The organism is Microbacterium aurantiacum, assembly GCF_031625015.1.
Lineage (GTDB): Bacteria > Actinomycetota > Actinomycetes > Actinomycetales > Microbacteriaceae > Microbacterium > Microbacterium aurantiacum.
In genome coordinates, this window is sequence record NZ_JAHWXH010000001.1 from 119,377 (window position 1) to 134,408 (window position 15,032).

11 protein-coding genes and 1 riboswitch are annotated in these 15,032 nt (G+C 72.1%); of the genes, 6 read left to right on the plus strand and 5 right to left on the minus strand.

Features of this window, described 5'->3' with window-relative positions; translation table 11 throughout:
- Positions 1 to 44 precede the first annotated feature (44 nt).
- Positions 45 to 127, minus strand: a riboswitch (ZMP/ZTP riboswitch).
- A 73-nt stretch (positions 128 to 200) separates the two neighbouring features.
- From KZC50_RS00545 to KZC50_RS00565, 5 genes are all read left to right on the plus strand, one after another.
- Positions 201 to 1,373, plus strand: coding sequence for an N-acetylglucosamine-6-phosphate deacetylase (locus tag KZC50_RS00545; protein WP_375294579.1), 1,173 nt, complete (start codon positions 201 to 203; stop codon positions 1,371 to 1,373).
- A 10-nt stretch (positions 1,374 to 1,383) separates the two neighbouring features.
- On the plus strand, positions 1,384 to 1,860 hold the full coding sequence (locus KZC50_RS00550; protein ID WP_310890212.1) for a YrdB family protein: 477 nt from the start codon (positions 1,384 to 1,386) through the stop codon (positions 1,858 to 1,860).
- Positions 1,857 to 3,278, plus strand: a complete 1,422-nt coding sequence (locus KZC50_RS00555; RefSeq protein ID WP_310890213.1) for an FAD-binding oxidoreductase — start codon at positions 1,857 to 1,859, stop codon at positions 3,276 to 3,278. Before KZC50_RS00550 ends, KZC50_RS00555 begins: the two co-directional genes overlap by 4 nt.
- A 66-nt stretch (positions 3,279 to 3,344) precedes the next feature.
- Positions 3,345 to 4,844 carry a L,D-transpeptidase family protein gene (locus KZC50_RS00560; RefSeq protein WP_310890214.1) on the plus strand — a complete coding sequence of 500 codons (1,500 nt, stop codon included), beginning with the start codon at positions 3,345 to 3,347 and terminating at the stop codon, positions 4,842 to 4,844.
- Between the two features lie 16 nt (positions 4,845 to 4,860).
- On the plus strand, positions 4,861 to 5,829 hold the full coding sequence (locus KZC50_RS00565) for an acetylxylan esterase (RefSeq protein WP_310890215.1): 969 nt from the start codon (positions 4,861 to 4,863) through the stop codon (positions 5,827 to 5,829).
- Positions 5,830 to 5,913: 84 nt separating this feature from the next.
- Here the strand turns inward: KZC50_RS00565 and KZC50_RS00570 are convergent, their stop codons facing one another.
- Positions 5,914 to 8,133, minus strand: a complete 2,220-nt coding sequence (locus KZC50_RS00570; RefSeq protein ID WP_310890216.1) for an NADP-dependent isocitrate dehydrogenase — start codon at positions 8,131 to 8,133, stop codon at positions 5,914 to 5,916.
- Between the two features lie 153 nt (positions 8,134 to 8,286).
- On the opposite strand from KZC50_RS00570, the gene KZC50_RS00575 reads away from it, so the two are divergent.
- Complete coding sequence (locus tag KZC50_RS00575; RefSeq protein WP_053548477.1) at positions 8,287 to 8,739, plus strand: GNAT family N-acetyltransferase; 453 nt, start codon at positions 8,287 to 8,289, stop codon at positions 8,737 to 8,739.
- A 239-nt stretch (positions 8,740 to 8,978) separates the two neighbouring features.
- Here the strand turns inward: KZC50_RS00575 and KZC50_RS00580 are convergent, their stop codons facing one another.
- The 4 genes from KZC50_RS00580 to KZC50_RS00595 form a co-directional block, all read right to left on the minus strand.
- A complete protein-coding gene (locus KZC50_RS00580; protein ID WP_236968154.1) occupies positions 8,979 to 10,796 on the minus strand; it encodes an ABC transporter ATP-binding protein in 1,818 nt (605 codons plus the stop codon).
- Positions 10,793 to 12,589 carry an ABC transporter ATP-binding protein gene (locus KZC50_RS00585; protein ID WP_292705933.1) on the minus strand — a complete coding sequence of 599 codons (1,797 nt, stop codon included), beginning with the start codon at positions 12,587 to 12,589 and terminating at the stop codon, positions 10,793 to 10,795. Before KZC50_RS00585 ends, KZC50_RS00580 begins: the two co-directional genes overlap by 4 nt.
- A 276-nt stretch (positions 12,590 to 12,865) precedes the next feature.
- Complete coding sequence (locus KZC50_RS00590; RefSeq protein WP_053548480.1) at positions 12,866 to 13,393, minus strand: methylated-DNA--[protein]-cysteine S-methyltransferase; 528 nt, start codon at positions 13,391 to 13,393, stop codon at positions 12,866 to 12,868.
- Positions 13,390 to 14,961: a DNA-3-methyladenine glycosylase 2 family protein gene (locus tag KZC50_RS00595; protein WP_310891505.1), complete on the minus strand. Its 1,572-nt coding sequence runs from the start codon at positions 14,959 to 14,961 to the stop codon at positions 13,390 to 13,392. Before KZC50_RS00595 ends, KZC50_RS00590 begins: the two co-directional genes overlap by 4 nt.
- Positions 14,962 to 15,032: the final 71 nt, after the last annotated feature.

The window sequence follows — 15,032 nt, forward strand, 5'->3', positions numbered from 1 at the left end:
ACGGTGGGCGTGTGTCGAGGGCCGTCGCGGGGCGACGGCGATCGAGGCCCGGCCCAGGCGTGCGGTCGATGCCGTGTCGGTCGCTCCCCGGTGGGTACCCACCTCAACGCCAGTCGCGACGCCCACGAGCATAACGGATGCCGCGGGCCCCGGGCTCCTCGCTAGGGTTCCTCCATGCACGTCGAGCTGCCCGGGTGCCCGTGAACGTCCTCGTCCGCGACGTGCGCCTGGTCGACCACGACGAGGTCGTCGAAGACGCGTGGGTCCGCTTCGCCGACGGACGCGTCACCGCGACGGGCCGCGGGACCCCCCGTGATCCCGGTCCCGGGGTGCGCGTCGTCGACGGCGACGGCGGTGTCCTCACTCCGGGGTTCATCGACATCCACGGCCACGGCGGCGGAGGCGCCGCCTACGACGACGGGCGCACCGCCGCGGCGCGCGCCCGTGCGTTCCATCGCGGGCACGGGACGACGCGCGCCGTCCTCTCCCTCGTCACCGCGCCGCTCCCGCGCCTGGTCGAACGCGTGGCGACGGTGGCCGACCTCGCCGCGAGCGACGAGACGATCCTCGGAAGCCACCTCGAGGGCCCGTTCCTCGACCCCGGTCACCACGGCGCGCACGACCCCGCCCTCCTCCGCCTCCCGAGCCGGGCGGACATCGACAGGCTCCTCGTCGCCGGCAGGGGCACCATCCGCCAGGTGACCCTGGCCCCCGAACTCCCCGGAGCGGAGGCCGCCCTCGCACAGTTCCGCGCCGCGGGCGTCGTCGTCGCCGTGGGGCACACCGACGCCGACGCGGTCACCGCCGCGCGCGCGTTCGACGCCGGCGCACGGATCCTCACCCACGCCTTCAACGCGATGCGCGGCATCCATCACCGCCATCCGGGTCCGGTCGTCGCCGCACTCCGGGACGACCGCGTCGTGCTCGAGGTCATCGCCGACGGAGTGCACGTGCATCCCGACGTCGTCGCCCTCCTCGTGACCGCCGCGCCCGGACGCATCGCACTCGTCACGGACGCCACCGCCGCCGCCGGGACGGGCGACGGCCCCTCCGCCCTCGGCTCGCTCGCGATCGAGGTGCGCGAGGGCGTCGCGCGTGTGCGGGGCACCGACACGATCGCGGGATCGACGCTGACGCAGGATGCCGCCCTCCGGCGGGCGGTCGCGGCCGGAGTCCCCCTGCCCGCCGTCGTCACGGCGCTCACCTCCACACCGGCGCGCGCGATCGGACGCCCGGATCTCGGGCACCTCGACGCGGGATCGCCCGCCGACGCGGTCCTCCTCGACTCCGACCTGCGCGTGCGGAGGGTGTGGATCGCGGGCGTCGAGGAGCGACCGGACGACTCCGGGATCGGCGACGGCACCGCGCCGTAGACTGGTGGGCATGTCGGATGCCGCTCGCCCCTCGGTCCCCGCGCAGCCGGAACCCGCTCCCGCGGCCGCCTCGCCCGCGGCCCCCGCGACGGCGCGACCCGTGCAGCCGCAGCCGCAGCCGCCCGCGGCCCCGGAGCTCCCGGCCGGTACGCGCGCACCCCTGTCGGCGGTGGATCTCCTCGCCTTCGTGTGCGAGCTGTTCGCGTTCGTCACCCTCGCCATCTGGGGTTTCGCGATGTGGCCGCTGCCGTGGAACATCGTCGTCGGGATCGGCGCACCCGTCGCCGCGATCCTCGTCTGGGCGCTCTTCGTCTCGCCGCGCGCGGTCATCCCTGTGCACCCGTTCGTCCGCGGCTTCGTCGAGCTCCTCGTGTACGCCTCGGCCACCGTGGCGTGGTGGGGCATGGGCCAGCCCTGGGTGGGTGTGATCTTCGCCGTGATCGCGGTCACCGTGGGCGTGATCTCCGGACGCCGCCGCCTGGCATGAGCACCCCCGACGCCCGGGCCCCCCGACCCGCGGATGTCGTCGCCCTCCTGCAGAGCGCGCTCGGCGAGCGCGTCGACACCGACCCCGCCGTCCTCCGCTCCGTACGTGCGGACAAATCCGGGCACGCCGCCGCGGGCACACCGCTCGCGGTCGTCCACGCTGAGAGTGTCGCCGACGTCCAGGAGACCCTGCGCATCGCCTCCGCCACCGCCACGCCCGTCGTCACGCGCGGGGCCGGGACGGGCCTCGCGGGTGGAGCGAACGCGGGTGCCGGCGAGATCGCCCTCTCGGTGCGCCGCATGGACCGCATCCTGGACATCCGTCCCGACGACCTCGTCGCGGTGGTCGAGCCGGGCATCATCAACGCCGACCTGAACGCCGCGCTCCTCCCCCACGGGCTCTGGTGGGCGCCGGATCCGGCGAGTCGGGCGATCTCGACCGTCGGCGGCAACATCGCCACCGGCGCCGGCGGCCTCCTCTGCGCGAAGTACGGCGTCGTGCGCGACGCGGTCCTCGGCGTCGACGTCGTCCTCGCCGACGGCCGCCTCCTCCGCCTCGGCCGCGGCACCGTCAAGGGGGTCACGGGCCTCGATCTCACCGCGCTGATGATCGGCTCGGAGGGGACGCTGGGCGTCATCGTGGGGGCGACGCTGAAGCTGCGCCGCGTCGTTCCCGGCGAGACGCGGACCCTCGCGGCGACCTTCACGCGGGTCGGAGACGCCGCGCGCGCCTCCGCCGCGGTCACCGCCGCCGGTCTCCAGCCCGCCGTCATGGAGCTGATGGATGCCGCCGCCCTCGCCGCGGTGCACGATCTCCTCGCCCTCCCCGCACCGACACACGGCGCCGCGCAGCTCACGGTGCAGACCGACGGGCCGGCGGCGGATGAGGAGGCGCGGGCGATCGCGGAGGTGCTGCGCACGCGCGGCGGAACCGTCGTCGTCGCCGTGGACGCCGCGGAGGGCGAACGCCTCCTCGCGATCCGCCGGTCGCTGCACCCGGCGATGGAGCGCCTCGGCACGACCCTGATCGAAGACGTCTGCGTGCCGCGGAGCGCCCTGCCGGCGATGTTCGACGAGATCGCGCGAATCGAGCGCGAACGGGACCTGCGGATCCCCACGGTCGCCCACGCGGGCGACGGCAACCTGCATCCCAACTTCATCTTCGACGTCGCGCCCGGGCCGGACGGGGTCGTGGAGGTGCCGGCCGCCATCTGGGAGGCGGCGGACGAGCTGTTCCGGGCGGCGTTGCGGCTCGGGGGCACCCTCACGGGCGAGCACGGCGTCGGTGTGCTCAAGCGCCGGTGGCTGGCCGACGAGCTCGGCGAGGACCAGTGGCGCCTGCAGCGGGAGATCACCGCGGTCTTCGATCCCGCCGGCATCCTCAATCCGGGGAAGGTCTTCGCCCCTTCAGCACCGTGATCTCGCCGTAACCTGCCGTCCCTTACCATGGAACGACACTGCGCGCAGAACCGGGGGGTGAATGACGTGACAGATCTCACGACCAGGACCGACACGGACGACTCCGTCGACCGCGTCGCATCGGACCAGACCGAGCCGATCGACGACCGTCCGTCGACCCCGCCCCCGGACGGCTCCGGCGGCGACGCCGATGCGCCGGTCTACGCGTGGGCCCCCGCCGAACCCGCGCCCCGCAAGCGTCGTACCGGCCTGTGGATCGGGGTCGGTGCCGCCGTCGCTGCGGTCGGTCTCGTCGTCTCCTCGATCTTCCTCGTCGCCCCCGGCGCCGCCGTCGGCGGCGTGGGCGTGGGACTGCACACCCCGGGTGCGGCCGTCGACGCCGTCAACCAGCGCCTCGCCGAGACCACCGTCGTCCTCACCGGAGCGGGCGGAGACGTCGAGGTCACCGGAGCCGATCTCGGGGCATCCGTCGACGCCGCGGCGCTCGTCGACGCCGCGTACTCCGCCTCCCCGGCCTGGAACCCGACCGCCTGGTTCCCGGCATCCGTCGACGCTCCCGTCGAGATCGACCCGATCGCGGCGACCGCGGCCCTTCGCGAGGCCGTCCCCGAGCTGTACACCGATCCGGTCGAGGCGACCCTCGCCTTCGACGCCGGATCGACCTCCTACGTCACCACCCCCTCCGCGGAAGGCGCCGGCATCGACGTCGAGACGGTCCGCGTCGCCCTGCAGGACGCCTTCGCGGCCGGTGAGACCAGCGTCGATGTCGAGGCCGTCACGGCCCCCGTGGACGCGATCACCACCACCGCGGCGGCCGACGAGGTCGCCGCGCGCCTGAACGGCATCCTCGACACCGCCGGCTTCTACGTCGGCGAGGAGCGCGTCGTCCCCGTCGACCGCGCCGTCGCCGCCTCGTGGCTCACCGTCACCCCCGACGACAGCGGATCGTTCGCGATCTCCGCCGACGCGGCGGCGATCGAGGGCATGATCGGCGGCCTGCCGGAAGCCGTCAACCGCGCCGCCGTCGACGCCCGCGTCATCACCAACTCGCGCGGCGACGTCCTGCGCGAAGAGATCGTCGGCGTCACCGGACGCGAGCTCGGCGACACCACCGGGATCGCCGAGGACTACGCGGCGCAGCTCGCCGCGGGCGAGGGCGCCTTCGCCCTGCCGGTCACCGAGACGGAGTTCGCGACGACGGCGATCGCCCGCACCATCGAGGTCAACCTCAGCTCGCAGATGACCTACATGTTCGAGAACGGCGAGGTCGTCCGATCGTTCCCGATCTCGTCGGGTCTGCCGGGAACCCCCACCCCCACCGGTCGCTTCGAGGTCTTCGCGCACGTGTCCATGCAGGACATGGGCTGCTTCGAGGGCGCCGAGTACTGCACCGAGAACGTGCCGTGGGTCGTGTACTTCTCCCCCGACATCGCCTTCCACGGCGCGTACTGGCACAACAACTTCGGCCAGCAGATGAGCCACGGCTGCGTCAACCTGCCGGTCGCGACCGCCAAGTATCTCTTCGACTGGACCCCCACCGGCACCGAGGTCTGGGTGCACTATTGACCCCTAGAGTGGCGGGGTGCCCCGATTCGACCTGCCGCTCGACGAGCTCCAGTCCTACCGCCCCGACATCCCCGAGCCGTCGGATTTCGACGCGTTCTGGACGGACACGCTGACCGCCGCACGCAGCCATGACGGGCCCGCGACGATCACACCCCACGTGACGCCGCTGACGCAGCTCGAGGTCTTCGACGTCACCTTCCCCGGATTCGCCGGCGACCCCGTCCGCGCGTGGCTGACCGTTCCGGCGGGTGCCGAGGAACCATTGCCGGCTGTCGTGGAGTTCAACGGCTACGGCGGAGGACGCGGGCTTCCCGTCGAGCGCCTCGCCTGGTCGGCATCCGGGTACGCCCACCTGTTCATGGACACCCGCGGTCAGGGAAGCGGCTGGGGCACCGGGGGCGACACCCCCGACCCGCACGGCACCGGCCCCTCCGGATCCGGCTTCATGACCCGCGGGATCGATGACCCCGCCGACTACTACTACCGCCGCGTCTTCACGGACGGCGTCCGGGCCGTCGACGCCGCCCGCGCGCTCCCGCAGATCGATGCAACGCGCGTCGCCGTGACGGGAGGAAGCCAGGGCGGCGGCATCGCCTTGGCGGTCGCGGGCCTCAGCTCGGACCTTCGCGCCTGCATGCCGGATGTGCCGTTCCTGTGTCACTTCTCGCGCGCGGTGGGGCTCACCGATCACGACCCGTACCAGGAGATCGTCCGCTATCTCGCCGTGCATCGCGGCGCGGAGGAGCGCGTCTTCCGCACCCTGTCCTACTTCGACGGCGCGGCGTTCGCCGCCCGGGCCACGGCGCCGGCGCTGTTCTCCGCGGCGCTGATGGACCTCACCTGTCCCCCCTCGACGGTGTTCGCCGCGTACAACCGGTACGGGGCATCCGACAAGGAGATCCGCGTGTACCCCTTCAACGACCACGAGGGCGGTCAGAGCCGTCAGTGGTGGGAGCAGGCGGAATTCCTCGCGGCGAGGATCTGACCGGCGCCGATCGATCGACCAAGACGTGGAAACGGTCGCCCACGAAATGCGAGCGACCGTTTCCACGTCCTGTGGACGCGATGCTCAGGCGAGCGCGTCGATGATGCCGTTGAACGTGTGCGACGGACGCATCACGATGTCCACGCGCGCGGTGTCGGGACGGTAGTAGCCGCCGATGTCGGCCGGCTGCCCCTGGACGGCGGCCAGCTCGGCGACGATCGTCTCCTCGTTCGCGGCCAGCTCCTCGGCGACGGGCGCGAAGATCGCGGCGAGGTCGGCATCCGCCGTCTGCCGCGCCAGCTCCTGAGCCCAGTAGAGCGTCAGATAGAAGTGGCTGCCGCGGTTGTCGATCGACCCGAGCTTGCGGCCCGGCGACTTGTCGTTCTCGAGGAACGTCCCCGTCGCCGCATCCAGCGTGTCGGCGAGCACCTGGGCGCGCGCGTTGCCGGTCGTCGTGGCGAGGTGCTCGAGCGACGCGGCCAGGGCGAAGAACTCCCCCAGCGAATCCCAGCGGAGGTAGTTCTCCTCCACGAGCTGCTGCACGTGCTTGGGCGCGGATCCGCCGGCACCGGTCTCGAACAGGCCGCCGCCCGCGAGCAGCGGGACGATCGAGAGCATCTTGGCGCTCGTCCCCACTTCGAGGATCGGGAACAGGTCGGTGAGGTAGTCGCGGAGCACGTTCCCGGTGACGGAGATGGTGTCCTCGCCGCGGCGCATGCGCTCCAGGGTGTACTTCGTCGCCTCGTCCGGGGGCAGGATCACGATCTCCACGCCGGCGGTGTCCAGCAGCGCGAGGCCCTGGTGGACCTTGGCGATGAGCTGGGCGTCGTGCGCGCGGTTGACGTCGAGCCAGAAGACCGCGGGCACCCCGGTCGCGCGGGCGCGCGTGACGGCGAGCTTCACCCAGTCCATGACGGGGATGTGCTTGGTCTGCGTGGCGCGCCAGATGTCTCCGGCGCCGACGACGTGCTCGAGGAGGACGGTGCCCTCCGAGTCGAGGACCTGGACGGTTCCGGGTGCGGCGATCTCGAAGGTCTTGTCGTGGCTGCCGTACTCCTCGGCCTTCTGCGCCATGAGGCCCACGTTGGGGACGGTGCCGATCGTGGCGGGGTCCAGCGGGCCGTGCGCGATGACGTCCTCGATGACGGCCTGGTAGACGCCGGCGTAGGAGGAGTCGGGGATGACGGCGATGGTGTCGTCCTCGCCGCCGTCGGCACCCCAGAGCTTGCCGCCGTTGCGGACGAGCGCGGGCATCGAGGCGTCGACGATCACGTCGCTCGGGACGTGGAGGTTGGTGATGCCCTTGTCGGAGTTCACGTACGACAGGCGCGGACCCTCGGCCATGGCGGCCTCGATCGCTGCGACGATCTCGTCGCCGCCCTCGACGGTCGCGAGACCCGACAGGATGCCGCCCAGACCGTTGTTGGGCGTGAGGCCGGCCTCGGCGATGCGGTCGCCGAACCGGTCGAAGACGTCGGCGAAGTAGGCCTTGACGACGTGCCCGAAGATGATCGGGTCGCTGACCTTCATCATCGTGGCCTTGAGGTGCACCGAGTACAGGACGTCGTCAGCGGATGCCGCGGCGAGCGTCTCGGCGAGGAAGGCGTCCAGCGCCGCCGCCGACAGGAACGTCGCGTCGATGATCTCGCGCGGCAGGACCTTCAGGCCCTCCTTGAGCACGGTCTCGGTGCCGTCCTCGGCGATGTGGCGGATGGTCAGGACGTCGTCGTGCGCGGCGACCCAGGACTTCTCGTTGCTCTTGAAGTCATCGTGGCCCATCGTCGCGACGCGGGTCTTGGATCCCTCGGCGAACGGCTTGTTGCGGTGCGGGTGCTTCTTGGCGTAGTTCTTCACCGCGAGCGGGGCCCGCCGGTCGCTGTTGCCCTCACGGAGCACCGGGTTCACGGCGGAGCCCTTGATGCGGTCGTAGCGGGCGCGGATGTCCTTGTCCTCGACGCTCTGCGGGTCGTCCGGGTAGTCGGGGATGTCGTATCCGAGCGCCTGGAGCTCCGCGATGGCGGCCTTCAGCTGCGGGATGGACGCCGAGATGTTCGGCAGCTTGATGATGTTCGCCTCGGGCAGGGTGGCAAGGCCCCCGAGCTCGGCGAGGGCGTCGCCGACCTGCTGCTCCGGAGTGAGCTTCTGGGGGAACGCGGCGAGGATGCGGCCGCCGAGCGAGATGTCGCGGATCTCCACGTCGACGCCCGCCTGACCGGTCACGGCCTGGATGATGGGGAGGAACGATGCCGTCGCCAGCGCCGGCGCCTCGTCGGTGTACGTGTAGATGATGGTCGAGTCAGTCACCTGTGTCGTCCTTCTTTCAGTCCCGGCCACCTTATCGCACCGACCTCAAAGTATCTCGACGTCGAGATATCTCGGGTGTCGCCGGCTCGCGCGTGTGACGCGCTTTGCACATCCGCGCGTGACCCCGACGGGCATTGCCGTTAGCCTGGGGCCATGGGTGAACTGCGACTTGAGGAACTGTCCGCTTCGACGATCGTCGCCGTCAACAACATGTCCCTCAAGCCCGGGCAGGAGGAGTTCCTCTCCCCCGTCAGCTACGGCATCGCCGCCACCGTGGTGAACCCGCAGACCTCGTGGCAGCGCGTCGTCCTCGACGGCGACGACGTCGTCGGCTTCATCAGCGGCAACTTCGACCCCGACTTCCCCCAGGAGCACTTCCGCTCGGTCCTGTGGCGCATCAACGTCGACGCCGACGACCAGGGGCGCGGCGTGGGCCGCTTCGCCGTCGAGGGTCTGCTCGGCGAGGCCCGCGAGCGCGGCATGTCGCACGTGAACGTCATCTACGAAGCCGGTGAGGGTGGGCCCCAGGCCTTCTTCCACCGTGTCGGCTTCGAGCCGGTGGGCGAGACGGAGTACGGCGAGGTCATTGCCGAGACCCGTCTCTGACCTCCGCGCAAACCGGCGGCGGGGCCTCGGATACCCCTCCCCCATCGGGGCCTCGCCGTCTTCGTCCCCCCCCCACTCCCCACAGAAGCCGCCGTCATCAGACGGCGGCTTCTGTCACGCTCGGTCCCGCTGGCCCGAGCAGGATTGCGGAGATGTGCACGATCGCGGACGGGGTGCCCACGAGGCATCCGTCATCGTGCACATCTCCGCAATCGTGCGCACGGGATGCGCACGCAGAGTCAGACGAGCGACTCCCTCCACGCCGCATGGAGCTGGGCGAACTTGCCCGATCCCTCGATGAGCGCGCGGGGCTCGTCGTCCTCGATGATGCGCCCGTGCTCCATCACGAGCACCCGGTCGGCGATCGCGACGGTGGACAGCCGGTGCGCGATGATGATCGCCGTGCGGTCGGCGAGCAGCGTCTGCAGGGCCTGCTGGATCTGCCGCTCGGAGGGGATGTCGAGCGACGCCGTCGCCTCGTCGAGGATCAACACCGCGGGGTCGGCGAGGAACGCGCGCGCGAATGAGATCAGCTGCCGCTGACCGGCCGACACGCGACCGCCGCGCTTGTTCACGTCGGTGGCGTACCCGTCGGGGAGCGCCTCGATGAACGCGTGCGCGCCGACGGCGCGGGCGGCATCCTTGATCTCCTCGAGGGTCGCGTCGGGCTTGCCGAGCGCGATGTTGTCGGCGACCGTGCCGCTGAAGAGGTACGCCTCCTGCGTGACCATGACGATCGCCCGGCGGAGGTCCTTCGGATGCAGTCGGCGAAGGTCGACGCCGTCGAGGGTGACCGCGCCCACGCTCGGGTCGTAGAAGCGGGAGACGAGCTTGGCCAGCGTCGATTTGCCCGCCCCGGTCGTCCCGACCAGGGCGATGGTCTGCCCCGCGGGGATGTCGAGCGAGAAGTGCGGCAGGATCGTCGGCCCGTCGGCGTACCCGAAGGTGACGTCGCGGAACTCCACGTGCCCGCGCGCGGCCCACAGGTCGACCGGCTCGTCCGGGTCCGGAACGGTCGGTTCCTCGTCGAGGACGCCGGAGACCTTCTCGAGCGCCGCCGTGGCCGACTGGTACGAGTTCAGGAAGAACGCGACCTCCTGCAGCGGTGAGAAGAAGTTCCGGACGTACAGGACGGCCGCCGTGAGGACGCCGACCGCGATCGCGCCGTCGGCGACACGGATGCCGCCCCACAGCACGATGAGGGCGAGCGAAACGGTGGCGATCGCCATGAGTCCGGGCTCGAAGGTTCCGAACAGGCGGATCGAGCGCATGTTCACGTCGCGGTAGTGCTCGGCGAGACCGCCGAACTCCTCGTCGTTGCGGGGCTCCTTGCGGAACGCCTTGACGGCGCGGATGCCGGTCATCGACTCGACGAACTTGACGATCACCGACGCGCTCACCACCCGCGACTCGCGGTACACCCGCTGCGAGCGCAAGTAGAACCAGCGCATCAACAGGAACAGCGGGATGCCCATGACGGCAAGGATCACGCCCGACTGCCAGTCGAGCAGCAGGAGGGCGACGAGGGTGAACAGGCCGAACATCACCCCGGAGACGAGTTCGTTGAGGCCCCCGTCGAGGAGCTCGCGGATGGTGTCGAGGTCGCTGGTCTGCCGCGAGATGATCCGGCCCGACGTGTACGACTCGTGGAACTCCAGACTGAGCCGTTGAGTGTGCAGGAAGATGCGCTTGCGGAGGTCCAGCATGATCGCCTGCGTGAGGCGGGCCGCGACGACGACGTACCACCCGATGAGGGCGGCGCCGCTGACAGCGGTGAGGAGGTAGAGCCCGACGACGCCGATCGTCGGCATCCAGTCCATCTCGTCGAGGACCGCCGGGAGAGCGCTGTCGATGCCGAACGCGATGAGGGCGGGGCCGATCACCCGGAGGGCCGTGGAGACGACGAGCACGATGCCGGCGAGGATCAGCTGGCCCCGCACGGGCGAGATGAGCGAGCCGAGGAGCCGCAGCGAGCGCCGCCGGATCGCCCGGCTCTCCTCGCGGGTGTAGTCCGAGCGGTCCTCGCCGCTCGTGCCGGAGACGGTGGTGGGGGTCACGGGTTCGCCTCCTCGAGGCTGGAGATGACGTGCCGGTAGTGCTCGCTCTCGCGGAGGAGCTCCGAGTGGGTGCCGACGGCGGTGACGCGACCGGCTTCGAGCAGCGCCACCCGGTCGGCGAGGGTCACCGTCGACGGGCGGTGGGCGACCACGAGTGCTGTAGTGGAGTGGAGGACCTCGCGGAGCGCGTCCTCGACCAGCTTCTCGGTGTCGACGTCGAGCGCGGACAGCGGGTCGTCGAGGACCAGGACGGCGGGGCGCGCCGCGACCGCACGCGCGAGCGCGAGGCGCTGACGCTGCCCTCCGGAGAGGGAGAGCCCCTCCTCACCGATGACGGTGTCGACGCCGTCGGGGAGGTCGTCGACGAAGTGCGCCTGCGCGACGGCGAGCGCCTCCCGCATGATCGCCTCCCCCTCCGGCGAGGCCGGATCGAGGTCCTCACGGCCGAGGAGGACGTTCTCGCGCACGGTCTGCGAGAACAGCGTCGCGTCCTCGAACGCCATCCCGATGTGGGTGCGGAGTTCGCGCAGCGACAGGTCGCGGATGTCGACGCCGTCGAGCGTCACGCGCCCACCGGTGACGTCGTAGAGGCGGGTGGGCAGCGTCGTCAGCGTCGTCTTCCCCGACCCGGTGAGGCCGACGAGAGCCATCGTCTCCCCCGGCCGCAGCTGCAGGTCGATGCCGTCGAGGAGGTCGCGCTCGTGCGGCGCGGCATCCTGATACCGGAAGTGGACGCCCTCGAACGCGAGCTCTCCGCGCGGGGCGGCGAGGGTGGCCGGCGCGGCGGGGTCGGTGATGGTGTTCTCCTCATCGAAGACCTCGAAGATGCGGTCGGTGGCCGTGCGCGCATCGAGGGTGAAGGAGAAGAGGAACCCGATCGACTCCATCGGCCAGCGGAGGACCACGGCCATGGCGAAGAACGCCACGAGCTCGGCCGTCTCCAGCTGACCGAGCTGGACGAGGAAGATGCCGAGTCCGAGGCACAGGGCGAAGGCGATGTCGGGAAGGAGCACCAGCCAGAACCAGATCCACCCGACGGCCCGGGCCTTGTCGAGCTCGGTCTCGCGGAGGGTCTCGGCCTGGCGAGCGAACTTGCGGAGGGCGTGCGTGCCGCGCCCGAACGCCTTCAGGACACGGATGCCGTGGACGCTCTCCTCGACGCTCGTGGCGAGGTCGCCGGCCTGGTCCTGGCTCTGCCGCGCGAGGGTGCCGTAGGTCTTCTCGAAGCGGTAGCCGGCGTACCACAGCGGTGCCGAGACGAGGAGGAAGAGCGTGCCGAGCGCCCAGTGCCAGCGGAAGAGCAGGGCGGTGCCGACGAGAATCGTCAGAGTGTTCACGACCAGGAGCACGACACCGAACGCCATCCAGCGCCGCAGCATGCTGATGTCCTGCATCATGCGGCTGAGGAGCTGGCCGGACTGCCAGCGGTCGTGGAACGAGACGGGGAGGCGCTGGAGGCGGGCGTAGAAGCTCGTGCGCAGCCCGTACTCGACCTTCGTCGACGGGCCGAGGACGAACCATCGGCGCAGCCACACCATGAGCGCCTCGGTCAGGCCGAGACCGAGGATCGCCGCGGCGCCCCACGCGATCAGGGCGATGTCGCCGGAGGCGAGCGGACCCGCGACCACCTGCTCGAGGACGAGCGGGATCGCCAGGGCCAGCAGGCTCGCGACCAACGCGCTGGCGGCGCCGAGGGCGAGGCGCGGCAGCACCGGGCGTGCAAAGGGGAGGAGGCGCGCGAGCGCGCGCGGAGTGGAGACGGTCGGCCGTTTCGGGCTGGCGGTAGCGGTCATGATCCTTGTGGGGAGGTGGAGCGGGCCCGGATCGGGCGAGGTGGGCGCGGGCGAGCGCGGGAGCGGAGTCCCCCAGAGGAGAACGCCGAAGTGAGCGGGTTATGCCCGCGGGCGGGAGAGCCGGGGAGGGCCTAGCGGCCGGAGCCCGGTCCGTACGCGGGGGCACCCGCGGGGAGGAGGGCGGCGGTCTTCGCGACGTCGGCGGCCTGGATCATGGCGTCCTCCTCAGGTGAGCGGGCAGAGCCCGAGCGCGCCCGGAGCGGACGCGACAGCCTTCTACCGTACGCCCGCGGCGACAGTCTGCGCAAGCGCTTTCTCACGCGCGAGGAGGCTCTGCTTCACCGCGACGCCCCATGCGAAGCCGCCGAGGGACCCGTCGGCGCGGAGCACCCGGTGGCACGGCACGAAGAGCGCCGGGGCGTTCCGCGCGCAGATGGAGGCCGCCGCCCGCACCGCCCGCGGGGCGCCGAGGGCCGCCGCGAGTCCGGTGTAGGTCAGAGGAGCGCCGGGATCGATGCGGCGGAGGGCGTCCCACCCGGACCGCTGGAGCGGCGTCCCCCACGCGCGGACGGCCACCCCGTCGATCGCGCGGAGGTCGCCGGCGTAGTAGTCGGCGACGGCGGTCGCGGCATCCGTCACACCGTCGTGGATCGCGACCGGACGGTGAGCCGGCGACAGGCGCGCGACGAGGGCCTCGCGGTCGTCGGTCCACCCGGAGGCGAGGACGGCCCCGTCGACGGCGTCCGCGAGGAGGGCGAACGGGCCGTCGGCGGTGTCGACGACCTGGAACAGGGCGGAGGTCATGCGGGTGCTCCTTGGGGGACGGGATCGGCGGTCGCGACGCGGGCGGGTGCGGCGGCGGGTGCGGCGGCGGGTGCGGCCGCGGCGGGTGCGGGCGGGACGGGGACGGGCGCGCGCCAGGAGCGCGTCACGGGCGCGGCGTACCAGAAGTGGGCCATCGCGTAGCTGCGCCAGGGGGCGGTGCGCCCGGCCCACGCGGTGAACCCCGCCGGATCGGAGGGGAGCCCGAGGTGCCCGGCGCCGGTGCGGGCGGCGACGTCGCCGGGCAGCAGCACGTCGGGGTCACCGAGGACCCGCATACGGACGTAGTCCGCGGTCCATGGACCGACGCCGCGGAGGGCGAGGAGCCGCGCGCGCTGCTCGACAGGGTCGTCGCCGGGACCGAGCGCGAGGGTGCCGTCGGCGAGCGCCGCGGCGGTGTCGATGATCGCGCGGATGCGGGCACCGGGGCCGCGCAGGACCTCGGCGCCGCGATCGGCGATCACCGCCGGGTCGGGGAAGAGGATCGACGCCTCCTCCCCCGTCTCGATCCGATCGCCGAGCGCCGCCGCGAGCCGCCCCTGGAGGGTGCGGGCGGAGGCGACGCTGATCTGCTGGCCGATCATCGCCCGGAGGAGCATCTCGGGAGCGTCGATCGCGCCGGGGACGCGGACACCGGGGATCTCGGCCACCGCGGGTGCGAGCTCCGGATGCCGCGCAAGAGCCTCGTCGACGGCGAGCGGATCGGCGTCCAGGTCGAACAGCCGCCGCACCCGCGCCAGGAGCGGCGCGAGGTCGGCGAGCACCGCAGGTCGCGCCCGAAGGCGGAGTCGGCCGTCGGCGGTCTCGTGCACCTGGAACCAGGCGGGCCCACCCGCGAGTCGCACCGTGCGCGAGAAGCTCGTCGTATCGCCGTGCTCGACCCCGGGGACGGCGTGCGCACGCATCCACCCGAAGAGCCCGGCGGTGTCGATGGGGTCGCGCCGCGGCAGAGTCAGGTCGATCGTGCCCGCGACCGGAGTCTCGGTCGCTGCACGCGGGCGCCGGGCGCGCAACTCGGTGGGCGGCATCCCGAACACCTCGCCGATGGTCTCGGTGAACTGCCGGATGCTGGAGAATCCGGCCGAGAAGGCCACCTCGGCGGCGGAGAGCTCGGTGCCGACGAGGAGCGTGCGCGCGGTGTGCGCCCGCTGCGCGCGGGCCAGGGCGAGGGGACCGGCGCCGAGCTCGCTCGTGAGGAGTCGGGTCAGATGCCGCGGCGAGTACCCGAGGCGCCGCGCGAGACCCGGCACGCCCTCGCGGTCGACGACCCCGTCGGCGATCAGTCGCATGGCGCGGGCCGCGGCATCCGACCGGAGATCCCACGCGGGAGACCCGGGAGCCGCCTCGGGCAGGCAGCGCTTGCAGGCGCGGTACCCGGCCTCGTGCGCGGCGGCCGACGTCGGATAGAACGTCACGTTGTCGGCGCGGGGCGTGCGGGCGGGGCAGCTCGGCCGACAGTAGATGCCGGTCGTGCGCACCGCGGTGACGAACTGCCCGTCGAAGCGGCGGTCGCGCGCGTGGATCGCGCGGTACCGCTCGTCGAAGGTCATTCCGGGGTGCACTCCCCCAGCCTGACACGCCCCGCCGACACCGGCTGGCGGAAATCGGACACGACGGTGGC

Coding starts and splice junctions, on each gene's coding strand:
- KZC50_RS00550 (WP_310890212.1), top strand. CDS start 1,384: ATGTCGGATGCCGCTCGCCCCTCGGTCCCCGCGCAGCCGGAACCCGCT.
- KZC50_RS00555 (WP_310890213.1), top strand. CDS start 1,857: ATGAGCACCCCCGACGCCCGGGCCCCCCGACCCGCGGATGTCGTCGCC.
- KZC50_RS00575 (WP_053548477.1), top strand. CDS start 8,287: ATGGGTGAACTGCGACTTGAGGAACTGTCCGCTTCGACGATCGTCGCC.
- KZC50_RS00585 (WP_292705933.1), bottom strand. CDS start 12,589: ATGACCGCTACCGCCAGCCCGAAACGGCCGACCGTCTCCACTCCGCGC.
- KZC50_RS00590 (WP_053548480.1), bottom strand. CDS start 13,393: ATGACCTCCGCCCTGTTCCAGGTCGTCGACACCGCCGACGGCCCGTTC.
- KZC50_RS00595 (WP_310891505.1), bottom strand. CDS start 14,961: ATGACCTTCGACGAGCGGTACCGCGCGATCCACGCGCGCGACCGCCGC.